The sequence below is a fragment of the Neisseria sp. HMSC067H09 genome (genome assembly GCF_001814135.1).
Classification (GTDB): domain Bacteria; phylum Pseudomonadota; class Gammaproteobacteria; order Burkholderiales; family Neisseriaceae; genus Neisseria.
In genome coordinates, this window is the sequence record NZ_KV814909.1 from 71,994 (window position 1) to 96,120 (window position 24,127).

The window sequence follows — 24,127 nt, forward strand, 5'->3', positions numbered from 1 at the left end:
AATATTTTTCAGACGACCTTGAAGTTTTTCCGCCCAGCACCATTTGTAAAAAGATTCTTAACGAAAGGAAACCCATGATTATCCTGCACACCAACAAAGGCGACATCAAAATCGAACTCGACTTCGACAAAGCCCCCGTTACCGCCAAAAACTTCGAGCAATACGTCAAAGACGGCTTCTACGACGGCGTAATCTTCCACCGCGTCATCAAAGGCTTCATGATTCAAGGCGGCGGCATGGACGAGAACATGAACGAAAAAGAAACGCGCGATCCGATTCAAAACGAAGCGTCCAACGGCCTGCCCAACGAAAAATACACCATCGCCATGGCGCGCACTTCCGACCCGCATTCCGCCAGCGCGCAATTCTTCATCAACACCGCCGACAACGCCTTCCTGAACTTCCGTTCCAAAGAGCTGTACGGCAAAACCGTCGTCCAAGACTGGGGCTACGCCGTATTCGGCAAAGTCGTCGATGGTTTTGACGTGGTCGATGCCATCGAAGGCGTCGCCACCAAACGCCACGGCTACCACGACGACGTACCGACCGAACCTGTCGTCATCACCAAAGCCGAAGTGGTGTAAATTTGACGCGTCAAATACCATGATGCAAAAAGCAGCCTGAAACGGGCTGCTTTTTTTGCGGATAAGGCATATCGCCGGCTTCTTTGGTTTTTGATGAATCAGTTGCCATCAACCGTCAGCAATCAATCAAACAAATCTGTTGCATTGGCAGCGTAGCGTGGGCTTGACGCAAGGAAAAATATGTAGGACGAAACTGGGCAGGGCGGTATGCCTGACTGTTTTTTGTAATCCGCAACGAAACAGCCGAAACCCTGTGTTTGGGTTTCGACTGTTGGGGGTGAAAAGGGCTATTTGCAAAGTTCTCGATAACAACAAAAGGTCGTCTGAAAACAGGTTTTCAGACGACCTTTTCGTTTTTTACCTCTCAACAATGGTTTGTATTGGAATGGGGGGATATTTAAGTAGAATGAGTGAGGAGATTTTGCAAAGGGCTCCTCATGTTAATTCTAGGAGGCAGCTCATTTTAAATAGCACTTTTTTATCATTTATAAAAACAAAAGGCATCAATCCGATGCCTTTTTAATTCATTAACTTGAAAAATTAACGTTCACTTCAACGTTTATTCGATTCACGAATCACTTCTTTGGATTACTTCAAAAATGCCGCATGATATGCAATATGCTCACCAATAAAACTGGCGATGAAGTAATAGCTATGATCATAGCCTTTATGGAAGCGCACGTTGATCGGCTGATTTGCCGCACGACAGGTTTCGATAAAATCTTCGGTACGCAATTGTGTTGGTAAAAACTCATCTTCCAAGCCTTGATCAATGCGCATACCTTGCACTTTATAGCCTTGTTGAATGAGCGTGCCGGCATCATATTGTTGCCATTTTTCACGATCTTTTCCTAAATAGGCAGAAAAGGCTTTTTCTCCCCAAGGCACAAGGCTTGGCGACAAAATGGGCGAAAAGGCAGAGACACTTTGATAACGTTCTCGGTTTCGCAGTGCCAATACCAATGCGCCGTGTCCGCCCATTGAATGCCCCATAATGGAACGTTTGCCGTTGGTAGGAAAATTTTCCTCAATCAGACTGGGCAACTCGTTCAAAATATAATCATACATTTGATAATTCGTCGCCCAAGGCTGTTCGGTCGCATTAAGATAAAAGCCCGCACCTTGCCCTAAATCATAAGCCGCATCGTTCGGCACTTGCTCTCCGCGAGGGCTGGTATCGGGGGCAACCACAATCACTTGATGTTCTGCCGCATAGCGCTGAAAGCCTGATTTGGTAATGAAATTTTGTTCAGTACAGGTTAAGCCGGAAAGCCAATAAATCACACCAAGTGGTCGATTCTCCTGATTATCCGGCAAATAGACGGCAAATTTCATTTCGCATTGAAGCGTTTGGGCATGATGTACCCAAACTTGTTGCAAACCGCCAAAAATTTGATGTTGTTCAATCAGTTTCATCACGGGCCTTAGTAATGAATAACAGAGCGGATCGATTTACCTTCGTGCATTAACTCAAAGGCTTCATTGATTTGATCGAGTGTCAGTGTGTGGGTTACAAACGGTTCTAACTCGATGTCGCCTTTCATTGAATCTTCGACCATTTTCGGAAGTTCGGAGCGGCCTTTCACGCCACCAAAAGCCGAGCCTTTCCAAACACGACCTGTTACCAACTGGAACGGACGAGTTGAAATTTCTTGTCCTGCACCTGCTACGCCGATGATAATGGATTGTCCCCAACCACGGTGTGCACTTTCTAATGCTTGACGCATTACGTTTACATTGCCGATACATTCAAAGGTATGGTCAATGCCCCATTTATTGATGTCTAACAACACATCTTTGATTGGTTTATCGTAATCTTTCGGGTTTAAGCAGTCAGTCGCACCAAACTGTTTTGCCAACTCGAATTTTGCGGAATTGGTATCAATGGCGATAATGCGCCCCGCTTTGGCTTGACGCGCACCTTGCACCACAGCCAAACCAATCGCCCCCAAGCCAAACACGGCCACAGAGTCGCCTTCTTGCACTTTTGCCGTGTTATGTACCGCACCAATACCTGTGGTAACACCGCAGCCGAGCAAACATACTTGTTCGTGGTTGGCTTCCGGGTTGATTTTCGCCAGTGAAACTTCGGCAACAACAGAATATTCACTGAAAGTCGAACAGCCCATATAGTGATAGATCGGCTGACCTTGATAAGAAAAACGCGTCGTGCCGTCCGGCATTAAGCCTTTACCTTGCGTATCACGCACTGAGACGCATAAGTTGGTTTTACCTGAACGACAAAACTCACATTCTCCACATTCAGCGGTGTAAAGAGGAATGACGTGATCACCTGGTTTTACGCTTAACACACCTTCGCCCACAGCAACGACTACACCTGCACCTTCGTGTCCAAGCACCACAGGGAATACGCCTTCAGGATCGTTCCCTGATAATGTAAATGCATCAGTATGGCACACGCCAGTGTGGGTATTGCGGATTAACACCTCGCCTTTACGCGGCATTTCTACATCGATTTCCACAATTTGTAAGGGTTGATTTGGCGCGAATGCTACCGCCGCACGCGATTTGATGGTTGAATTGGTTTGTTTAATTTCCATTATTTTTGCCTTTTAATTCATTAATAAAGTTACTAAATGACACCAGTTTATACTTTGGACTCCAGTCTGAAGCAAGCGTTTTTTGCAATTTTGCTTCGGCAGTAGCATGATTGACTGAAGATGTAAAATGCAATTGGCATTTTATTGAAGTGCCATCAAATATCATTTTTATTTTAAATTAATAAACAAAACAATAATATAAATTATTATATCTTTCTCATCATTTCATTCGCCGATCAAATCCTCGTTGAGATGTACAAGAAAAAATCCTTTAATTTTATATAGATAGAATTATTTATATTCCTGGCAACTTGATCTCAAGGAGAGCCATCATGGCCAATACATTGCACTCTTTATCCCGCAGCGCAGCAAACAATAAATCAGACGTCCTTAAAGGAACGCCCCATGATGACGTTTTACATGGCAGTCTCGGACATACCACATTCTACGGCGGCTTGGGCGACGATATTTATTACAGTAAGAACGCAGACGACACCATTGTTGAATATGCAAATGAAGGCAACGACACGGTTTACGCCGATACAACCTTTACCTTACCGACCCACGTCGAAAACCTGACACTGGAAGGCAACGGCAACACCTTCGGATTTGGCAACAACTCTAACAATATTCTGATAGGCAACAGCGGCAACAACCGCTTGAGTGGTGAAGAAGGCAACGATTTCCTGTACGGCGTGGGCGGCAACGACACCCTGTCAGGTGGCAATGGAAATGATCACCTCAACGGAGGAGACGGAGATGACTATCTTGCAGGCGGCTTGGGTAGCGACACCATCATAACAGGTGCAGGCAGAGACACTGTCGCCTTTACTGCAGCAGATATTCGTGAAGGCAGCATAGATCGTTTGCTCGACTTTAACCCTGAGACGGATAAACTCGACCTATCTGGTATGCGTTCATTGCTGACTGACAGCAACACCAATTTGAGCTGGTCAAAGATGTTCGTTGACAAAGACCCTGAGGTCATTCTCCAAAAAGACCATCCTTATCTCATCTTTGATACAGAGCAGCAGACTCTTGCTTATCGTGCAGCAGGTTCAAGCAGTAGCACCGTATTTGCCAAATTCGATAGCGACGATCCATCAAAATGGTTGGATGCATCCAATATCATCGGCTAAAGACCCGTGAAAAAGAACCGACAGTTTGAAATGAATCTGCTTTTTAAACTCCAAAGCAAAGATTTAAAATAAACATTATTTGAAATAAATCGTCAGTTCATTCTAAGCTGATTCAATAAAAACGTCGTCTAAAAACGTAGTTACAGGTTTCAGACGACGTTTCTGTTTCTAAGATTACGCTTTCTGAAAAATCTGGCAAAGGTCTCAAATTGCTTAGACTTTATACGTCATACGTTCCCATCACGCTTGCGCTGTCTAAGATATGTCCCTGCATGGCAAAGTGCAGGTCGTTGAAGCGGAAGCCGCGCGGTAGGTTTAATACGGTGTCGAGTGCGTAAACGATGAGTTCGTAGCGGTGGCGGCAGTTGGGCGGATACATGCCGCCGTAGCCTGTGGCTTCTTCGATGTCCAACTTGCCCAACAGGCTCGCCCAACTGTTTGCGCCTTGTGTGTAGTCGGTGGCGGTCAGGCTTTCGTTTTCGGCGACGGAGGTGCGTTTGAGATCGGAAATCAGCCAGTGCGTCCACACAAATCCGCTGGCGGTAATGGCGTCTTTGTCTTCTAAAATGACGGCGAAGGATTTCGTGCCTTCGGGCGCGCCGCTGATTTCAAAAGGGATGGAGTAAGTCGGCATATCGTTCGGACTGAACTGACTGCCGCGTTTGCCGTATTTATCTTCAAATTCGCCGTTGACAATGGCTGAAGTCGTTACCTGCATAGTGTTCTCCTGTGGGGTTGGGGAAGGGGTCGTCTGAAAAAGGAAGGCTTGTTCAGACGGAGGGTGGATTGTTCGGTTTGCCGGGCTGCTGTTTTCAGACGACCTGTTTTATACCTGCCAATCTATCGGCGTTATCCCGTTTTCCTGCAAATAGGCATTGGCGCGGGAAAAGTGTTTGCAGCCGAAAAAACCGCGATAGGCGGACAGCGGCGAGGGGTGCGGCGCGCTGAGGACGAGATGGCGGCTGCGGTCGATAAACGCGCCTTTTTTCTGCGCGTGGCTGCCCCAAAGCATGAAGACGACGTGTTCGCGGTTTTGGTTGATTTGGTTGACCACTTCGTCGGTAAAGCGTTCCCAGCCCAATGTGGCATGGGAATGCGCCTGTCCCGCGCGGACGGTCAGTACGGTATTGAGCAGTAAAACGCCCTGCTCCGCCCAATATTGCAGATAGCCGTGTTGCGGGATACGGAAGCCTTCGATGTCGTCCGCCAGTTCTTTGTAAATATTGACCAGCGAGGGCGGGACGGCGACGCCTTCGCGGACGGAAAACGCCAGCCCGTGCGCCTGTCCTGCACCGTGATACGGGTCTTGCCCCAAAATCACGACTTTGACGTTACCGAATTCGGTTGCTTTAAAGGCGTTGAACACGTCTTCGGCAGGCGGATAGATAATCCGCCCCATGCCGCGCTCTTTTTTGACGGTTTCGATGATGTGTTGGAAATAGGGTTCGGACTTTTCCGAGCCGATTGCTTCGTGCCAAGTTTGCATGGGGCTGCCTTTGTGAAGGGAGATAGTTGGGATTATAGTGCGGTTGTTTGTAAAAAGGTCGTCTGAAAACCCTGTTTCAGGTTTTCAGACGACCTTTCGTCTTTATTTTTCGTTTTGTTTGTACCAGTTGATGAATTCGTCCGGTTTGGCGAAACCGAGCAAGGGGTCGCTGCGGCGGCCGTCGGCGTGGATGGCGAAAATGCCCGGCGGGCCGTAGATTCCGTATTCTTTGTAGAGTGCCTGATGTTCGGGCGTGTTGGCGGTTACGTCGATTTGGAAGAAGCGGTCCATATCGACGGCTTCATGCACTTGCGGCTGGTTGAGCGTGTAGTTTGCCATTTCTTTGCAGGAAATACACCAGTCGGCGTAGAAATCCAAAACGACGGGTTTGTCGGGGTTGGCTTTCAATGCGGCGTCCATGGCGGCTTTGAGTTCGGCGACGTCGGTGAACATTTTGCCGTGGTCGGTGGTTTTGCCTGCTTCGGACGGGGGAGACAGCGTCAGGAAGTGGTGCAGGGCGGTGGTTTGTTTGTTTGCGCTTTGCCAGCCGAACCATGCGCCGCCGATGATGAGCAGGAAGCCTAAAACGGAGGCTGCGGTTTTCAGACGACCTTTTTGTTTGCCGGATTTAACCAGCAACATGACGGCAGGGACGATCATGAGCAGGGTGTAAAGCGCGACCACGAGGTAGTAGGGCAGGTGCGGCGTGGCGAGATAGACGGCTACGGCAAGTAGGATGAAGCCGAAGGCGTATTTGATGCCGTTCATCCAGTCGCCTGCTTTGGGCAGGACGTGGCCGCCGAATGTGCCGATGAGGATCAGCGGGACGCCGGTGCCGAGTGCCAAGACATACAACGCCAGTCCGCCCAAAACGGCATCGCCGGTTTGTCCGATATAGCCCAATGCGAATCCGAGCGGCGGGGCGACGCAGGGGCCGACGATCAGCGCGGAGAGTATGCCCATGACGAAGACGGAGAAGATTTTGCCGCCGGAGAGTTTGCTGCTTTGGTTTTGGAAGTAGGATTGGACGGCGTTGGGCAGTTGGATGTTGAAGAGTCCGAACATGGAGAGCGCGAGGACGACCATCAGACCTGCGGCGGCAAGGACGACCCATGCCTGTTGCAGCCATACGGTTAGGAGCGCGCCCGTCAGGCCTGCGATGACGCCGACCAGCGTGTAGGTCAGTGCCAAACCTTGCACATACGCTACGGACAGCGCGAAGGCGCGGCCTTTGCCGGCGGTTTTATCACCGACGATGATGCTGGAGACTATCGGTAAAAGCGGATACATACAGGCGGTAAAGCTCAGGAATACCCCTGCGGTAAAAAACGCCAACAGGTTGGCGTTTAATGTGTCCCACGATAATTTGAAGCGGCTGCTGTCGTCGTTTTGCGAGGCTTTAGGCGCGGCGGCGGGGGATGGTTTGGCGGAATCGGGTTGCAGGAAGCGGTCTTTAGCGGATATGGGTTCGTCACTTTGCGGCTGGTACAGGCCGTTGCCATTAATCTCGAAAGATGTGTCCACGGGCGGGTAACATACGCCGGCTTCGGCACAACCTTGATAAGTCAGCGTCAGCTTGTAGGTCGGCGCGGCTTTTTTGTAAGGCCAGTTGACCTGCGCGGCGCGGTGGAACACGGTTTGTTTGCCGAAAAACTCATCTTCTTTGGCTTCGCCTTTGCTGAAAACGGGTTCGCCCAATACGCCTTCAGGCGCGGTGGCGGCGACGATTTTCGATTGGTACATATAGTAGCCGTCGGCGATTTTGAATTCGACGTTGATGCCTTTGTCGGTAACGTTCACTTGCGGCACAAACGCTTTTTCAGGCGGCAGCAAATCGTCGGCGTTCACAGCGAACGCGCTGGAACACAGGGCAAAAAAGGCGGTAAAGAAGTAAAGGAGTTTTTTCATGGCGTCTTCTCGGTGGAAGGGTTGAACAGGCGCATTATAAACGCAGCAGCCGTTTATAGGCCTAAATTTATATTAAAAGCAGCGATTGTTTTTTATCGTCGCGAGGGGGGATTATCGGACTACTTGATAGATGATGCCCGTCGGATTGTCTCTTTTTCATAGCCGATTGGAACGGGAAAGGTCGTCTGAAAACGGATAGGGTAAATTCTGCTAAACCATTTTCAGACGACCTTTCATGTTTTACCGCTTGAGTACCGGTATCTTGAGCCGTTTAATTGATTTCAGGCTGCGGGACTTTGTGCTGAACGGCGTAAACGGCGGCTTGTACGCGGCTGCTGAGGTCAAGTTTTCGCAGCAGGTTTTGAACGTGAACCTTGACGGTGGATTCTGCCAATTCCAAATGACGGGCGATGACTTTGTTACTGTGTCCGGCGGCGAGGTAGCCTAAGATTTCGAGTTCGCGCGGGGTGAGGGTAGAGAGTGCCTGATCGGTACGCGGTGCGGACGGGGAAATCAGGGATTGGACGAGGCGGGTGGTCATTTCGGGAGAGAAGACGTTGTCGCCGTCCACGGCTTTGCGGATGCTGTCGAGCAGGAAGTCGGCGTTGATGTTTTTCAGCAAAAAGCCGCGTGCGCCGATGCGCATGCATTCGGTCAGGTCGTCGCTGTCTTCGGAAACGGTCAGCATGATGACGGTTTGGTTCGGGTTGACGCCCAAGATTTGTGCCAGTGCTTCGCGACCGTTCATGACGGGCATGTCAAGGTCGAGTAAGACGACGTCGGGTTTGAGCTGTTCCGCCATTTTGACGCCGGACAAACCGTCGGCGGCTTCTCCGATGACTTCGAAGTCGCTTTGACGGGAGAGCAGGGCTTTGATGCCGCTGCGGAAGAGTGTGTGGTCGTCGATCAGGATAATTTTAATGGTCATGAGAATGTTCTCTTGTGTTTGGGTAGGGTTAGGGTAACGGTTGTGCCTTCATCCGGTTTGGAGCTGACTTCTAATTCTGCGTGGATACGTTGGGCGCGTTCGCGCATGATGCCCATGCCGACATGTTCGCCGGAAAGCGTGTCCAGGTGAGCGGGATCGAAACCTACGCCGTCATCGCGGATGATCAGCGTGAAGTCCTGACGGTTGTCAATGCTGACGGTAACGTTGTGTGCCAAGGCGTGTTTGCGGATGTTGGACAGGCTCTCTTGGAGGATGAAGATAATCTGTAACTGCTCATCGTTGTTCAATGCCGCGCCTTCATCCCTCCATTCGGTACTGACGTTGATTTTGGTCTGCCTTTCAAATCGGGTAAGCAGGGCAGAAACGGCTTCAGGGAAGTCTTTGTTACTGATTTTGGTGCGGAAGTTCAGCAGTAGTTCGCGTACGTCTTCATAACATTCCTGCACGCCGTCTTTGATGAAGCGGATATTCTCTTCGGCTTGTTCTTTTTGGTTTGAATAGAATGCGCTTTCCAGCATTTGGACTTGGAGGTTTAGGAAAGTCAATGCTTGTGCGATGCTGTCGTGCAGGCCTTGGGCAATCAGGTTGCGCTCCTGTAAAACGGCAAGCAGGCGGCGTTCTTGCTCGAGGCGGCTGTTGACAATGGAAACGCCTAATTGTCCGCTTAATGTACGCAGCAGTTCGTTGTCGTTGTTATCTGGTTTAAGGTCGTCTGAAAAATACAGGTTTAAAACACCCAGTTCTTCTTCTTGATAGCTGATGGGGAAAACGGCGTGTTTGAGTGCCGTTTTATCCGGGGCAGTATCTGGCTCATCCGAATCATCAGGCAGCCCGATGGACGCCACTATGTCCGTGCGTTTGCGTTCGTTATCCCAAAGGCGGATGCTGCCCGCTTCTGCGGAGACGGCAGGCAGGGTGCGCTTGAGAAATTCTTCCGCCGCCTGTTGGGGGGTGAAAGTTTGATGCAAATCGCGGGTGGTTTGATAGAGCAGCGTCAGATCACGGTTTTGTCGCGCCAGGTCTTGAGTTTGACGTGCCACTTGCCCCTCTAAATCGGTATAAAGCGTCTTTAGCCGGCTGCTCATTTGGTTGAAGCCTTTGTTGACTTGGGCAAACTCGCTTATCTGGTCTGTGTCGATCTGAACGCCGAACCTGCCTTGGCTGATGGTCTTTACACCGTCCCTCAGTGTTTCCAAAGGCCGGATAATCCATGCATAGTGCCAGATAATCATTAGTCCCGCCGCCGCAAAAATCATCCCCATCATAATCATTTGAAAGCGGCGCAACCATAGTGTGTTTTTCTCATTGGCGTGTTCCATCGCCTGTAAAAACAGTTCGATATTGGCTGCAAAACGGTAGAGCTTGATTTGGTCGGGGCGTTCGTAACGGCGCAGGACGGGCTGTATGTTGGCTTTCCAGTCTTCAATCAGCGCGGTCTGTATCAGGTCGTAGGCGGGCGGTGTTTCAGAGGGCATCAGTGGGTGTATGGCGTTACTCTGGCTGATGCGGTTGAGGTTTTGTTCGAATTCGCGGATTTGATTGTTGATTTGCGCCTTGGGTGCGCGTTCGCCGACCATGTAGGCAAGGCGGTAAACCTGCGTCCGCAAGTTGCCTGCATCTTCGATAACGGTGGCGGCATTTTGCAACCTCCAAGAGAGTACCAAAGTCAGGATGACGGACAAAAGGGCGGAGCCGACCCATAATATGGTCAGCAGCTTCAAGCGCGAAGACAGGCTCAGGCGGTTTAAAAAACGGAATGTGAAAGACATAGAAGGTATATGCCGTTGGAAGTTTTCGGTCAGTTACTGTGTAAACATATCATTCATTCGGCTTAGAGGCAATCGGACCGACGAGATGGTTGCCATGAAATAGAGATGACACTGTTTCAATGTAAAATCATGTTATGATAAAATTCAAATTATATGAATTTTATCATAAGCCCGCTCACTCGGATGAAGACTTTCAGACGACATCGGGTAACCAAACCGCTTCACAAAGGATAAATATGAAAATATTTGCGTTGATATCGGCAGGGGGACAGTCAGACGGCGTAGATAAAGGCCTGTTGCTCTGGCAAGGAAAAACGTTGATTGATTGCGTTATCGAAAGGATTAGGCCGCAAGTTGACCATATTGCCATCAGTGCCAACCGTAATTTGGAAAGTTATGCCGTCAGAAGCCCGCACCTGCTGCCGGATGCAAGGCAATGGCGGTATTTGGGCGGATTGGCTGCATTGTGTACCGCTGCCAATGATTTGCAGATTGCCTCTGCCGACTGGCTTTTGGTTGTGCCGTGCGATATGCCTAATTTGCCGGATGATTTGGTAGAAAGGTTTCAGGCAGTTTCTAAAAAAACACCTTTGTGCAATGCCTTTTATATCGAAACACCTGTAACGCCGCATTACAACGTGATGTTCATCCGCCCGCAAATTTTACAAAGTACCGTACCTTATTTGAATTCAGGATTAAGGACGGTGAGGGGGTGGTTGCAGCAACAGCGTGCCCGTGTCTTACAATTTGACCATGATGATTGTTTTATCCGTTACGGAAAATCAAACAATGCCTGAGTAGGAAAAATTAAACATAATCCAAACTGATGGTATTTATTGCAAAATGAATGTCGTTACACAAAAGGTCGTCTGAAAATTTCAGACGACCTTTTGTGATTGAAGGAGGCTTAGGGTTGCAATATCAGCCGTTAGCCTTGCTTCTGCCTTTGCGCTTGGTTGGCGCGGTATCCGGGGTTTTCACCTTGATTTTCATGCTTTTGCTTGGCTTTTTGTCTTTGCGTTTGGCTTTTTCCGTTGCCGTTTTGGCTTTGGCGGTTTTCTTTTTGCCGTTTTCAGACGACGTTGCTACGCTGGCCGGTTGGGCTTTGCTGTGGCGTTTGGCGGCGGGTTTTTCTTGTTTTACAGGCGTTTTCATCGCGTCGTCGATTTCTTTCGCCGTCAGTTTGCGTTTGGTTTTCGAGCCGGTTTGGGCGGTGGTTTTGGCGTGGCGTTTCTTGCTGCTGCTTCCGCCGCTGATCAAGGTCAGGTCGATTTTGCTGGTGTCCAAATCGGCGCGCGCCACTCGGACGCTGACTTTGTCGCCCATGTTGAAACGGATGCCGCTGCGTTCGCCTTCTATCGCCATGATTTCGGGACGGAAGTTGAAATAGTCTTCGCCCAAATCGCTGATGTGCACCAAGCCGTCGATGTGGATGCCGTCCAGCGTAACGAAGAGGCCGAAGTTGGTCATGCCGGAGATTTTGCCTTCGAATATTTCGCCGACTTTATCGCGCATGTAATAGGTTTTCAGCCAGTTTTCCACGTCGCGGCTGGCATCGTCGGCGCGGCGTTCGCAGAACGAGGTGTGTACGCCCAAAGCCTGCCAGCTTTTGCTTGGCGTGTAGGTTTGCTGGTTCAACACGGCTTTGATGGCGCGGTGTACGGTCAGGTCGGGATAGCGGCGGATGGGGGAGGTGAAGTGGGCGTATGCTTCGTAGGCAAGGCCGAAGTGTCCGTCGCAATGCGGTTCGTAAACTGCCTGCTGCATGGAGCGCAACATCATGACTTGCAGCAATTCGGCATCGGGTCTGCCTTTGAATTGTTCGGCAAGTGCGGCATAGTCTTTCGGCGTCGGGTTGTCGCCGCCGCCCAGTTGCAAACCCAATAAGCCGAGCTGCTCGCGCAGGGTGGCGAGTTTTTCGGGTGTCGGACCTAAATGGTTGCGGAAGAGGGCGGTGTGCTTGTTCTTCATCAGGAACTCTGCCGCGCAGACGTTCGCCGCCAACATGCACTCTTCAATCAGTTTATGGGCGTCGTTGCGGACAACGGGTACGATTTTTTCGATTTTGCCGTTGTCGTCGAAAAGCATTTGGGTTTCGACGCTTTCAAATTCCACCGCGCCGCGTTCGAAGCGTTTTTTCTGAAGGATTTTGAAGAGTTTGTAGAGGGTATCGATTTGGGCTTTGTGCGGATGGTCGAGGTCGTCTGAAATCCAATCCCAGACTTGGTTGTACGTCAGGCGGGCATGGGAACGCATAACCGCAGGGTAGAAGCGGTATTCTTTAATATTGCCCGCGTAAGTGATGACCATGTCGCACACCATGCACAAACGCTCGACATCGGGATTGAGCGAGCAGATGCCGTTGGACAGGTTTTCCGGCAGCATGGGAATCACGCGGCGCGGGAAGTAAACGCTGGTGCTGCGTTCCTGCGCGTCCGTGTCGATAGCGTCATCTGGACGGACATAATGGCTGACATCGGCAATCGCTACGACCAAACGGTAATTGCGCCCGATTTTTTCGGCAAACACGGCATCGTCGAAATCGCGCGCCGTTTCCCCGTCTATGGTTACCAAAGGCAAATCGCGCAAATCGACGCGGCCTTTTAAATCGCTTTTACGAACATGGTCGGGGATTTTTTTCGCGGCTTTGGCACACGCTTCGCTGAATTGGTGCGGCAAATGGTGTTTGCGCACGGCGATTTCGATTTCCATACCGCTGTCGGCATAATCGCCCAATACTTCGATGATTTTCGCCACGGCAGGGCGGTTTTGCTCGGGATAAGTCTCGATTTCGCCGACGATGACCTGACCGGATTCGGGTTTGAAATGTGCGACGCTGTCAGGTTCCAAAACGATGCTTTGGTTCAGGCGTTTGTCTTCCGCTTCCAAAATCGCCACGCCGCGATCCATATAGAAACGGCCGACCACTTTGCTTTGCGCGCGTTCGACAATATCTAAAACCGTTCCTTCACGGCGGCCCTTGCGGTCGATGCCGGCAGGGCGGACGGTCACGATGTCGCCGTGCATGATGCCGCGCATTTGGCGTTCATATAAAACAAAATCGCCGTCTTTAGTGGGCGTGAGCGGTACGGCGAAGCCGAAGCCGTCTTTGTGCGCCTCGACACGGCATTTGACCAAATCCAATTTGTCCGCCGCGCAAACCGCACCGCGGCGGTTGATTAAAACCTGACCGTCCCGCGCCATCGCTTTCAGACGACGTTCGAAAAATTCGTACTCTTCTTCCGTAATCGACAACTCGCGTGCCAAGACTTCGATTTTCGACGGCACGCCTTTTTGCTCCAATAATTCAATGATCCACTCCCTGCTTGGCAGCGGATGTTCGTAACGTTGTTTCTCCCGTTTCAAAAACGGGTCTTTTTCTCGTAAATTTAAAGATTTAATATTTTTGTTCATTTTATTGGTTGACATTCTTTTTCTAAAATATATAATGACCGCTTCTTTGCGAAATAGTCAATCACTGTAACGCAAAACAGGAAATAAAGCAAAGCCCAGGTGGCGGAATTGGTAGACGCGCTAGCTTCAGGTGCTAGTGTCCTCACGGGCGTGGAAGTTCGAGTCTTCTCCTGGGCACCAAACCTTTTGGTCGCCGCTTTGCTTATCCATCCTAATTGCCCAGGTGGCGGAATTGGTAGACGCGCTAGCTTCAGGTGCTAGTATCCTCACGGGTGTGGAAGTTCGAGTCTTCTCCTGGGCACCAAATCAATTATCCGGCTTATCCGGATTTTTTATTGAATAGATTTATTTGTCTGATTAAGCTACAATATCAGACGACAAAATATGTTTGATTCCACAGAGAGGTGGATGAGTGGTTTAAGTCGCACGCCTGGAAAGCGTGTATACGTGAATAGCGTATCGAGGGTTCGAATCCCTTCCTCTCTGCCAGATTTTAAAGGCACTGTTTAAAGCAGTGCCTTTTGTTTGACTAATAAAAATTGGGGCTGAAGCAGATTGGCCTTAAATATCATACCCATTTCTCAGGGTTTTTAATTACCGTTTCGGTACGCCAAAGTTAAAAAACTTCACATTTCGTCTCCTCAAGGCTATGGAAAAAATTTCCAGTCATTTCTGTTGTATTTTAGTAAACCTCCTTAGTCCCAAATTTGCAGAAAAAGATTAGGTCGTCTGAAAACAAAAAACTCGGTTTCAGACGACCTGTTGATTTTATTTGCCTACGGGCGGTAATCCGGCCAACATGCGTTCAGCGTTGGTACGGCTGAGGTTGTAGTTGTAATATTTTTTATAGAATGCCTGGGTTTTGGACACCATATCGAGGTCTTTGAATTGTTCTGGATGGAACAGTTTTGCCGCCCACAAAATTTGCAGTGCTTCTTCGGTGCTGTATCTGTCCCATGGGAATGTTCCTGACGGATTGGCATACAGACGGCCGTTTTTGACGGCGCGTATGCTTTGCCATGCAGGGTTTTTCTTAATTGCATCAATTCCTTTTTTGCCGCTGAAGCGTCCGCTGCCGACAATGATGATTTCGGGATCGGCTTTGATGATTTCTTCCAGGCTGACAACGGCTTTATTTCCTGTCCCTGCCAGGACGCTGCGTCCGCCTGCCAGGCGAATCCATTCGCCAATCATGGATTTTCCGCCGTCTATCTCAGTCAGGTTGGTACTGCCGGTAATGTGCAATACGGTAGGACGACGGTTTTCAGGTATGTTTTTAAGTCGGCTGTTGACAAAATTGATATTGCCGTCCAATTCGCTGATGTAAGTTTCGGCAATTTTGGGGGCGTTACCACCAATGACGGAGGCGGTAATGCGGACGGTTTTCTTCAAGCCGTTAAAGTCCTGAAAATTGACTAATACCGCTTTCATGCCGGCTTTTTCTACCTGTTGCTGCATAGTGGGATTGGACATCAGCACGGCATCGGGACGTGTAGCCAAAAGAGCCTCCATTTGAATGCTTTGGCCGTTAGTCAGGGCGGGGACAGTTTTAATCTTTGGGAGGACTTCGGCAAACCAGGGATTGTTGCGGATAACGTCGGTGGTGGCGACCAATTTGTTACCGCCTCCTAAAAGCAGTACGACCTGATTGTTTGCATGCCATAAATCGGCAATGCGGTTTACCTGCTCAGCCAGTTCGACTTTTTTGCCGTTGATGTCTTGAACCGGGCGTGCGTATAGTGGGGCAGGGGTTAGGATAAAGGCGGAAAGCAGTGCGCCTGCCAGTATTTTTTTCAGATTCCGATACATTGGGATTTTCCTATAAGGTTGGGAAAAGGGGGGGAGGTCGTCTGAAAGCACGGATATTGTGTTTTCAGACGACCTTTTTGACATTATTGATTATTTAAAACGAGTAGCGTGCGCTCAGGTAATAAGAACGACCGCGTTCGTTATAGGTTCGTGCCGTGCCGGCGGTACGCAGGATTTTCTTATTGAACAGGTTGTTTACGCCGGCGCGTACTGTGATTTTGTCTTGCCAGTTATAGCCGGCATTCAGTCCGAATATACCATAACTGCCTAATTCATATTGTTTTACGATGCTCTCGCCACTGTTGTAGATAACGTCCATAAAACGGTTGGGGTGTTTTCGGGTAACCTGGCGACCGTATCGTGTGTATGAGGCATTCACATCCCATGAGTCATTGATTCTCCAGTTTAAAGTACTGTTAATCGTATATTTGGGTACGATGGAAACAGGGTTTTTCGTGGCACGATCCTCATTTTTGTGCATATAAGTGAAATTGGTGGTCATTGTCAGGCGTTTGTCTAGCAAAGGAAGGGTTAAGTTGCCTTCCAAGCCGGAAATAATGGCACGGGTGCCATTGCCCCAACGATAGACGTTGGTCCCCTTGTAATTCCGATAAATGGGTGTGCCGTCAGGCGTGTTGTCGGTACGAATTTCGCGGTCGTAATTGCCGTTGACGGTTTCGATAAATTGGCCGTTGTCTACAATGCGGTTGCGGTAATCATTGTGGAAGTACGCCAGTGAGGCCAAATAACCGTTTTGAGAAAATTCAAAGCCGATTTCCTTATTCAAGCTGGTTTCGGGCTTGATGTTTTTATTGCCGAGGAAATAGCAGGCGCGTCCCCAATCAAAACCTTGTGCGCTGTTGTTGGTGTAAGGGTTGGTTCGGGAGCCGTTGCCACTGTCATAGGTTAAGGCATTGGGGTTGTTCCAGTGGTTTTGGGCGTCTATCGGACAGCCGTTACTGGCGTTGATCAGCAGGTAGTTTGGCTGGCTTTGATAAAGGTTGGGTGCTTTGTAGGCACGCGCGATGCCGCCTTTGATTTTCCATACCGGATTGAAGGCGTGGGAGAAGTTGAGCGATGGCGTCCATGCGGAACCGGAAACGCTGTGTCTGTCCCAGCGCAAGGCAGGCGTTAGGAATGTTTTCCCGCCGTTTAAGGCGATATTGTCTTCCACATACAGGGCATATTCGGTTTGCGCGCCTTTTCCGCTGCGGCCTGAATTGGCCAGCCATGGGATAACGCCGTAAGTACGCATATTTGCAGTCATGGAGGCCGTATCGTCTAATTTGGCTCGGTTGGCTTCTGTACCGACGGTTACGGTATGGTTGTTGACGGAAAAGTCCGCGCGGCTGCCAAAGCGATAGTTTTTCAATATGCTGTCGGTAAAACCTTCGGTGGCGTTGTACGCGCCTTCGGTGCTGCCTAAAAGACCTTCGGGTAGGCGGCTGTTGACAGTTTTGTCATAACTTAAATAAGTTTCAGTATTGCCCCAATTCCATTTTCCTTTATGGGTTAGGGTATAGCTTTGGCGGTACAGTCTGGCTGTTTCTCTGCCTATCAGTTGTTGTGCAATTGGCTGTATGGCTGCAACCAACACATTGCTGCTTTGGGTATCGCCGTTATAGATGTTGCCCTGGCGGCTGTATGAAGTATCAAAAATCAGTTTTTGATCCGGGGTAATATTCCATTGCAAACGTCCTGCAATGTCTTTGTTACGCACACCTTCCCGTCCCGCGCTCAATGCAGTACGCGAACTTTTCACGCTGTCATTGATATCGAATGCATCGGCTTGGGTTTTGTTTAGATTGCCATAAACGCGGAGACCTAAAGTGTCTTTAACCAAAGGGGCGGAAAGTACGAAATTTGCACGGCGGGTTGCTCCTTCTTTGTCGCTTTGCGGATGGTCTGCATAAATGCCCACGCTTCCGGAAACTTCGTCACTGATGCCTTTGGTAACAATATTGACCACGCCGCCCATCGCGCCGGAACCATAACGGGCAGCAGCCGGACCGCGCAATACTTCGATTTTTTCTACCATTTCAGCAGGCACCCAGTTACTGTCGCCACGGGTGTTACGCACACCGCTTCTGCCGTATCGCTCGGCATCGCTCGGCATTGCGTGAAGTTACCGGTTTGCCGTCTATAAGGATCAGCGTGTTTTCCGGCCCCATGGAGCGGATGTCGATTTGGCGTTTGTTGCCGCGTTCTCCACCGGGCGAGTTGGAACTCATATTCACGCCGGGCATTTTGCTGACGATTTCGGATAAATCGTTGGTAACGGGGTTTCTTTGGATGTCTTGGGCGGTAATGACAGAAGCCCCCAACTGTTGTTTGACTTGGCGTTCTGCTGTTACATAAACAGTCGGCAGCTCGCCTTTGCTGACTTCGGCGGCGGTTTCGCTATCTTGTGCATACGTGGTAAATGCAGTAAGCAATAAAGTATTTAAAACACTTAATTTGAAAATGGTGGAAGTCATCAGGTTGTGGTCCTTAAAATGGTTTTAGATGATAAACGTAGTGTGTTTATGCGGTTTAATACTGAATCTATATTTTGATCCGTCATAGGGTTATGCCCATTTGACATTAAAAAAACATTGTATTTCCTGCTTTATTTCAATTTTGGTTTTTTTGAACATAAAAGGTAGATTCAAGCGTATCAAAATAGGCATGATATTATTCAATTAAGTAAATGGAAGTAAAAGGTTTCTTGAGAATTAGTCTAGAAGAATTAATTTTTAAAATTGATTTTTTATTTCATTGTTTATATTGGGATTTATTTATATTTTAATGGCATTTTGGGAATATTTATTGAATCAAAAGGAGTATATGTTTTTTTACTCCTTTTGATGGATGACGGTATCACCATACCCCCAATAGAATGTATGCCCTTTGGTAGAAATTAGTTTTGTTTTCAGTATCTTTAGGGAAAATACTGGAGCGGAACATTATCAAAACACGCATCTCACTTCTATTTTTTCTAAGCAATTTCCTGCCTAGTGCAAAAAATTAAGGAACATTGCCTCTCCAAGTCTTGTCCTGCCCGGCTGCTAATCTGGCAATCCGTTGTTTTGGGAGGTAGATTTAGTTTCAAGCTGCTAAATAGCACGATTGTTTTCTATACGTTTATTTTTATTGAATATTGGTTCCAATTACGAATGCCGGATTTAACATGGTAAATGAAACGAAACTTGTACGTCGTTATCTGCCGTATAAATGGATGTTGATCTTATTGATCGTGGCTTTGACTGCTGTTTCGGCGGTATCTTTATCGTGGGGGCGGTTTCCCGTACCTATGGAAGGGGTATGGCTGAGCCTGTTGCAACAGAATCCTGATGATGTACAACAGAATGTTGTGCTGAATTTGCGGCTGCCGCGCGTATTGGCTGCAGTTTTGGTCGGTGCTGCGCTGTCAGCGGCGGGAACAGCCTATCAGGGTATTTTCCGCAATCCCTTGGTGTCTCCCGATTTGCTGGGGGTTTCAGCCGGCGCGTGTATTGGTGCGGCTGTGGCGATTTTGGCAGGTTTTGGGATTTGGGGAATTCAGACGGCTGCCTTTATCGGAGGATTGGCGGCGGTAGGCGCAACCTTGACATTGCCCAAACTGGTCGGCCGTGATTCGGCCATCGTGCTGGTGTTGGCCGGTATAGTGGTATCGGGGTTTATGTCTTCAGTTTTGGGGTTGGTAAAATATTTGGCCGACCCCGAAACGGAGTTGGCGGAAATTGTCTATTGGCAGTTGGGTAGTTTGGCCAAGTCGGATTACGGCAATCTGATCATGTTGGCGCCGTTGATTCTAGCTGCCATATCCGTTTTGTTTGCCATGCGTTGGCGGATTAACGTGTTGTCGTTGGGCGACCGAGAAGCGCGGCTGGCGGGGGCAGATATTACATACGAGCGGACAGTGGTGGTGATATGCGCTACTTTGTTGACGGCTTCGGCAGTTTGCCTGAGCGGTACCATAGGCTGGCTCGGTTTGGTGGTGCCGCATTTGGCAAGGATGTTGGGTGGGGATAATAATTTGCGGGCTTTGCCTTTGGCATCTTTAATAGGATCGGTATTCCTTCTTCTGACCGATATGTTGTCACGCAACCTTTACGAACAGGAAATTCCATTAGGGATTATGACCGGCTTTATCGGCGCGCCGTTTTTTGCGTGGATTTTGGTGCGGCAGAAAGTGGCGGATTGAATGATGTTGGATATTAGTAATCTGTATTATGCATACCGGAATCGTTTGGTTCTAAACGGGATTAATTTGACACTGGACAAAGGAGGACTGCTGACGCTGCTTGGTCGAAATGGGGCGGGAAAATCTACTTTGTTAAACTGCATTGCCGGTTTGTTAAAGCCGCAACGTGGCCGGATTATGTTGGATGGCAAGTCGGTGCAGTCCATGAGTGCGCGCCAAATGGCAAAGATAACCGCTTATGTGCCTCAGTATTCACCGCAAACCTACCGTTATACGATGTTGGAGTATGCAGTCCTTGGTTGTGCAGCGCGATTGGGAATAATGCAGAAGCCTGAAGCTGCGGATTATGAACGGGCAGTGCAGGCGTTGGAAGTTTTGGGCATCGCCCACCTCGCCGACCACATTTATATGGATGCTAGCGGCGGAGAAAAGCAGTTGGCAAATATTGCCAAAGTGTTGGTACAGGAACCGCAGCTGATTTTATTTGACGAACCTACATCAGCTTTGGACTACGGTAATGCCGCTAAAACCTTACGCCTGATTGCGGACTTGTCGGAACGAGGTTATACCGTAGTAATGACGACACATAATCCGGAACATCCATTGTTGCTGTATGGCCGCTGCCCGAACAGTCAGACGGCCATTTTGGACGGGTCGGGCCATTTGAAGGCGGGGGATACGGCAGAGATTGTTAATGAAGAGAACCTGTGCCGTTTGTATCAGGTTGATTTGACCTTGGTGGATGTCCCTGGCAGCCAACACAAAGCCTGCACTTTAACCGGCTTGTAAATGCGAGTCGGGCAGTTTATATCCAATTCAAAATTTCTTTATGCAAAATCCGGCCGCCGCAATGCAATCGCAAATCTGTCGGCTGAGAGGTTCCCGATTCAGTTCAAAATCTCCGTGCAAGCAGCGCGGAGATTTTTTATCCCTCAGTACCTTGCTGCAATATTTTGCCCTCAGTAGAGTCAGATATAAGAGGAATCGGATGGATGGAGACCTTCGAGGGACTATCCGGCACGCACAATACCGCCGCTTTCAGACTACCTGTGCCATACAGCATCTACTTTTGGAACGCCAACCTTATCTCAAAGACCGCAAACTAAAAATATCCAATGCCGATTGACAACCCATAGACTTAAAACCGCTGACCCATCAACGTTAACACCTGCCATTCGTCACGGTGGTGCAAAGGAAATCAAATTGTAGAAGAACGATACCGAAGTCAGAAAATACACCGCAGGGGCTTGAGCTTGGTTCAACCGGCAGCGCAAGTAAGATGTCGCAGACTTGTTCGGGAGTCTGCCAGAGAGAAAGTTTGGAGAGGGTCATGGGCTTGGAGGTCGTCTGAAAGTCAATGAACATGGCTAAATCACTTGATTCATTTGATTTTCGTAACGAAGCTGCTTTTGAATTGAAAATATGAAAATCCGCCCGAGGTCGTCTGAAAACCGATTTCAGACGACCTCTCTGCCTTAAACCATCAACCGCAATATCGGCAGTCCAATATGTCTTTGCGGATGTCGTTCAACAGGAAGGCTGCGGTGTCTTCGTGTTCCGCCTGTACGAAGACGAAGAGTCGGGCGATGATTTTGCCGATGAAGACTTTTTGCAAGGCGCAGGCGTCGGTCAGGGTGCGTTCCTGCAGGAAGCTGCGGATGTCTTCAGGTAAGGTGTAGTCGCGCGCAACGGCGGCAAAGCGGGCGTCGGTTTGCAGACGATCGAGCAGGGTTTGGTTTTTGTCCAATTTAATGCCTGCTTCTTTTTCTTCGGCGGTGGCGCGGACGAACTGGTCGTAAATTTCGGCATAAAGCATATCGTTCGGACCTTCGAAGATGGTGAATGGGCGGATGTCGATAGCGATATTGCTGGCGGTGTGTCCGCGTTCAAAACCCTTCGCGCCCAAGAGTTTTTGCAACATTTGGGCGGCGGCGTAAGTGTATTCCGTGGCGAGGGTTTTGATGATGTTTGCCTCCATCAGCTGATGGGCGACGGGGGCAACGGGCGAAACGCAATGGCAGACGTAGCGGTAAAGAATCTCGGAAACCTGATGGCGGCGTTGGATTTCGCGGCGTTCATAATCGACGAATTTGATGTCGTGGCGGACATATCGGTTCAGGTTGTCAATGATGTATTCCATGATGCCGTGCGTCATGCCGATCAGTTGCAGGCGGCTGCGGATAAAGATGTTTTGGAACGCGCGCAAACCGGCGGCGTCGCTCTGCGAGAGTTTCATGACGGCGGCAGCAGGCATTTGGGCATCAATGCGGTTGACGGCGTAACGGACGGCGCGCAGGCCTTCGGATGCGAGGGCTTCGTAGCGGATGTATTGTTTGGGAACGAGCAACAAGTTGATGATTTTGGAGAGTTTGCCGTTTTTGCGCTCTTTGGCGGCAACGAGGAGGAAGTCGCTTTGCGAGTTGCCCTGCCAATATTTCGCGGCGTTGACGTAAATCGTTTGTTCGTCGATGTATTCGTAGTAGGACTGCATTTCGCGGGCAATCGCCGCGCCGGAGGTTTCGGGTTCGGTAATACCCAAACCGCCGCCCTCGCCTTTGAAAACCATGTCCAAACCTTGCGCGACTTGCGCTTCGTCGCCAAACTCTTGCAGAGGCTGCAACACCAGCGCACCTTCGATGCCGGTACGCAGGGTAACGGGTACGCCGTAATGCCCCGCAATCCGCAAGACTTCTTGGATTTCAAACTGGCTGCCCTTGCGGCCGCCGTGTTTTTTGTCGAGGAAGGGCAACAGCAAACCCGCCTGCTTCAAGGCAAGCCATTTGTCTTCAGGCAGGTATTGCATGAGGTTGAGGTCGTCTGAAAAAATGCGGAGGAATGCGGATTCGATATGCTTTAAAAAAGCAGCCGTGTCCATAGTTGACGGCTGCGCGCTTGATTCAGTGTGTGTCATCATGATTCTCGGTTAATCGACGGTTATTAGAGTTTAGAGCTAAATTTCTAGGATTTATACCACAAACCCGTTTAAGCGACAATGATTATCAAGTGTGGACGGATTTTCAGCGTGCAAACGCATGATTACGCCGCCCCGACAAACCGATACGGTGCTACCATAGCGCAAAACACCGCCGGAACACTGCCATGTATTCACAACACAGCGAACGCCATTTCAGCAACCGCAACAACTGGCTGCGCGCGAGCGTATTGGGCGCGAACGACGGCCTGATTTCCACCGCTTCGCTGCTGACGGGCGTTGCTGCCGCCGCACCCGATTTCCAAACCCTGCTGCTAACCGGCGTTTCCGCCCTAATCGGCGGCGCGGTCTCAATGGCAGCGGGGGAATACGTTTCCGTATCCAGCCAGTCTGACACGGAAAAAGCCGACTTGCACAAAGAACGCCACGAATTGGAAGCTAACCCAGATGCCGAACTTGCAGAACTGACCGAAATATACCGCCGCCGCGGTTTGTCCGACGCGCTTGCCACCGAAGTCGCACAGGCATTGATGGAACACGACGCGCTCTCCGCCCATGCCCGCGACGAAATCGGCATCACCGAAACCTCCGCCGCCAACCCCATGCAGGCCGCACTTGCCTCCGCCGGTTCGTTCTGCGCCGGCGCCATACTGCCGCTGCTGGTCGCGCTGACCGCTCCCGCCGCCCTGATCCCTACGCTGGCGGCAACCACTTTATGCGGACTCGCCGCGCTGGGTTACGCCTCCGCCAAACTCGGCGGCGCACCTGTCGTACCCGCCGTCCTGCGCGTGTGCCTGTGGGGCGTGGCGGCGTTGGCCGTTACGGGTATAATCGGCAAACTGGCGGGTGTAGCGGTTTGAACAAGGTCGTCTGAAAACTCAGCCTCAATGAAGAGGAAAGTATTTTTCAGACGACCTTGGATTCGGATTTCAAGTGCAACACCAGGGTACCGGTGGTTGGAACAGATTTAAGAATAAAACACTTGGCGTTTCACAGCCAAGTGTTTTTCTCGGCCGGTGGTTCAACTCATCTTGAACCCTGCGTATCTCCCGATCGCTGATGTTTCGGAAATCGGTTTGTTTGGGGAAATATTGCCGGATGAGTCCGTTGGTGTTCTCATTCAGCCCTTTCTCCCAAGAATGGTAAGGGCGGCAAAAATAGGTTCCCGCTTTCAATGCTTGAGCTATTTTGGTGTGTTGGTAGAATTCTTTGCCGTTATCCATGGTGATGGTGTGAACCCTGGCTTTATATGCCCTTAATACCCTAATGGCCGCCCGGGCAGTGTCTTCGGCCTTTAAGTTATCCAATTTACAGATGATGGTGTAGCGGGTAGTGCGTTCGACCAGGGGCAATAATGCGCTTTTCTGATCTTTGCCGATGATGGTGTCGG

The 24,127-nt window shown here is 49.7% G+C and carries 19 protein-coding genes and 3 tRNA genes; 9 read left to right on the top strand and 13 right to left on the bottom strand.

All coding sequences use genetic code 11. From position 1 onward, the window contains the following. Positions 1-74 precede the first annotated feature (74 nt). Positions 75-584 (top strand): peptidylprolyl isomerase, encoded by a 510-nt coding sequence (locus tag HMPREF2954_RS06290; protein WP_009311530.1) that lies wholly within the window; start codon positions 75-77, stop codon positions 582-584. A gap of 588 nt (positions 585-1,172) precedes the next feature. On the opposite strand, the gene fghA is transcribed toward HMPREF2954_RS06290, so the two are convergent. Together fghA and HMPREF2954_RS06300 are read right to left on the bottom strand one after the other, a co-directional pair. Continuing rightward, positions 1,173-2,000: an S-formylglutathione hydrolase gene (gene fghA / locus HMPREF2954_RS06295; RefSeq protein WP_045074395.1), complete on the bottom strand. Its 828-nt coding sequence runs from the start codon at positions 1,998-2,000 to the stop codon at positions 1,173-1,175. Positions 2,001-2,008: 8 nt separating this feature from the next. After that, entirely contained in the window at positions 2,009-3,145 is a 1,137-nt protein-coding gene (locus HMPREF2954_RS06300; RefSeq protein ID WP_070689048.1) for an S-(hydroxymethyl)glutathione dehydrogenase/class III alcohol dehydrogenase, read from the bottom strand. 332 nt (positions 3,146-3,477) lie between these two features. Between HMPREF2954_RS06300 and HMPREF2954_RS06305 the strand changes: the two genes are divergently transcribed. After that, positions 3,478-4,284: a calcium-binding protein gene (locus tag HMPREF2954_RS06305; RefSeq protein ID WP_070689049.1), complete on the top strand. Its 807-nt coding sequence runs from the start codon at positions 3,478-3,480 to the stop codon at positions 4,282-4,284. Between the two features lie 220 nt (positions 4,285-4,504). Here the strand turns inward: HMPREF2954_RS06305 and HMPREF2954_RS06310 are convergent, their stop codons facing one another. From HMPREF2954_RS06310 to HMPREF2954_RS06330, 5 genes are all read right to left on the bottom strand, one after another. Next, a complete protein-coding gene (locus HMPREF2954_RS06310) occupies positions 4,505-5,002 on the bottom strand; it encodes a YbhB/YbcL family Raf kinase inhibitor-like protein (RefSeq protein WP_045074404.1) in 498 nt (165 codons plus the stop codon). 108 nt (positions 5,003-5,110) lie between these two features. Beyond that, positions 5,111-5,770 carry a uracil-DNA glycosylase gene (gene ung / locus HMPREF2954_RS06315; RefSeq protein ID WP_045074406.1) on the bottom strand — a complete coding sequence of 220 codons (660 nt, stop codon included), beginning with the start codon at positions 5,768-5,770 and terminating at the stop codon, positions 5,111-5,113. A gap of 102 nt (positions 5,771-5,872) precedes the next feature. Further along, complete coding sequence (gene dsbD, locus HMPREF2954_RS06320; RefSeq protein ID WP_045074408.1) at positions 5,873-7,678, bottom strand: protein-disulfide reductase DsbD; 1,806 nt, start codon at positions 7,676-7,678, stop codon at positions 5,873-5,875. 271 nt (positions 7,679-7,949) lie between these two features. Continuing rightward, a complete protein-coding gene (locus HMPREF2954_RS06325) occupies positions 7,950-8,606 on the bottom strand; it encodes a response regulator (RefSeq protein WP_003743074.1) in 657 nt (218 codons plus the stop codon). Further along, complete coding sequence (locus tag HMPREF2954_RS06330) at positions 8,603-10,396, bottom strand: histidine kinase (RefSeq protein WP_045074413.1); 1,794 nt, start codon at positions 10,394-10,396, stop codon at positions 8,603-8,605. Before HMPREF2954_RS06330 ends, HMPREF2954_RS06325 begins: the two co-directional genes overlap by 4 nt. 236 nt (positions 10,397-10,632) lie before the next feature. On the opposite strand from HMPREF2954_RS06330, the gene mobA reads away from it, so the two are divergent. Then, a complete protein-coding gene (gene mobA / locus HMPREF2954_RS06335; protein ID WP_045074415.1) occupies positions 10,633-11,193 on the top strand; it encodes a molybdenum cofactor guanylyltransferase in 561 nt (186 codons plus the stop codon). Between the two features lie 124 nt (positions 11,194-11,317). Here mobA and rnr read toward each other — a convergent pair whose 3' ends face one another. Next, complete coding sequence (gene rnr / locus HMPREF2954_RS06340; RefSeq protein ID WP_141755644.1) at positions 11,318-13,810, bottom strand: ribonuclease R; 2,493 nt, start codon at positions 13,808-13,810, stop codon at positions 11,318-11,320. A gap of 93 nt (positions 13,811-13,903) precedes the next feature. Here rnr and HMPREF2954_RS06345 point away from each other — a divergent pair. The 3 genes from HMPREF2954_RS06345 (at position 13,904) to HMPREF2954_RS06355 (ending at position 14,299) form a co-directional block, all read left to right on the top strand. Beyond that, a tRNA-Leu gene (locus HMPREF2954_RS06345) sits at positions 13,904-13,990 on the top strand. 37 nt (positions 13,991-14,027) lie between these two features. Continuing rightward, positions 14,028-14,114 (top strand) — tRNA-Leu (locus tag HMPREF2954_RS06350). A 94-nt stretch (positions 14,115-14,208) separates the two neighbouring features. Further along, a tRNA-Ser gene (locus tag HMPREF2954_RS06355) sits at positions 14,209-14,299 on the top strand. Between the two features lie 279 nt (positions 14,300-14,578). Here the strand turns inward: HMPREF2954_RS06355 and HMPREF2954_RS06360 are convergent. From HMPREF2954_RS06360 to HMPREF2954_RS13240, 3 genes are all read right to left on the bottom strand, one after another. Then, positions 14,579-15,619, bottom strand: a complete 1,041-nt coding sequence (locus HMPREF2954_RS06360; protein WP_045074511.1) for an ABC transporter substrate-binding protein — start codon at positions 15,617-15,619, stop codon at positions 14,579-14,581. A gap of 94 nt (positions 15,620-15,713) precedes the next feature. Then, positions 15,714-17,735 (bottom strand): TonB-dependent receptor domain-containing protein, encoded by a 2,022-nt coding sequence (locus tag HMPREF2954_RS06365; RefSeq protein ID WP_168165596.1) that lies wholly within the window; start codon positions 17,733-17,735, stop codon positions 15,714-15,716. Further along, a complete protein-coding gene (locus HMPREF2954_RS13240; protein ID WP_045074512.1) occupies positions 17,692-18,096 on the bottom strand; it encodes a TonB-dependent receptor plug domain-containing protein in 405 nt (134 codons plus the stop codon). Before HMPREF2954_RS13240 ends, HMPREF2954_RS06365 begins: the two co-directional genes overlap by 44 nt. Before the next feature lie 740 nt (positions 18,097-18,836). Here HMPREF2954_RS13240 and HMPREF2954_RS06375 point away from each other — a divergent pair. After that, positions 18,837-19,805 carry a FecCD family ABC transporter permease gene (locus HMPREF2954_RS06375; RefSeq protein ID WP_231574653.1) on the top strand — a complete coding sequence of 323 codons (969 nt, stop codon included), beginning with the start codon at positions 18,837-18,839 and terminating at the stop codon, positions 19,803-19,805. A gap of 3 nt (positions 19,806-19,808) precedes the next feature. Beyond that, positions 19,809-20,594 (top strand): ABC transporter ATP-binding protein, encoded by a 786-nt coding sequence (locus HMPREF2954_RS06380; protein WP_045074537.1) that lies wholly within the window; start codon positions 19,809-19,811, stop codon positions 20,592-20,594. 694 nt (positions 20,595-21,288) lie between these two features. On the opposite strand, the gene HMPREF2954_RS06385 is transcribed toward HMPREF2954_RS06380, so the two are convergent. Then, entirely contained in the window at positions 21,289-22,716 is a 1,428-nt protein-coding gene (locus HMPREF2954_RS06385) for an acyl-CoA dehydrogenase family protein (RefSeq protein ID WP_141755646.1), read from the bottom strand. Positions 22,717-22,904: 188 nt separating this feature from the next. Here HMPREF2954_RS06385 and HMPREF2954_RS06390 point away from each other — a divergent pair, with 188 nt between their 5' ends. Beyond that, the gene (locus HMPREF2954_RS06390) at positions 22,905-23,597 is read left to right on the top strand and encodes a VIT1/CCC1 transporter family protein (protein WP_045074517.1); all 693 of its coding nucleotides are present in this window, start codon (positions 22,905-22,907) and stop codon (positions 23,595-23,597) included. 69 nt (positions 23,598-23,666) lie between these two features. Here the strand turns inward: HMPREF2954_RS06390 and HMPREF2954_RS06395 are convergent. Next, positions 23,667-24,127, bottom strand: a 461-nt coding sequence (locus HMPREF2954_RS06395; protein ID WP_141755645.1) for an IS30 family transposase, incomplete at its 5' end; no start/stop codon positions are given.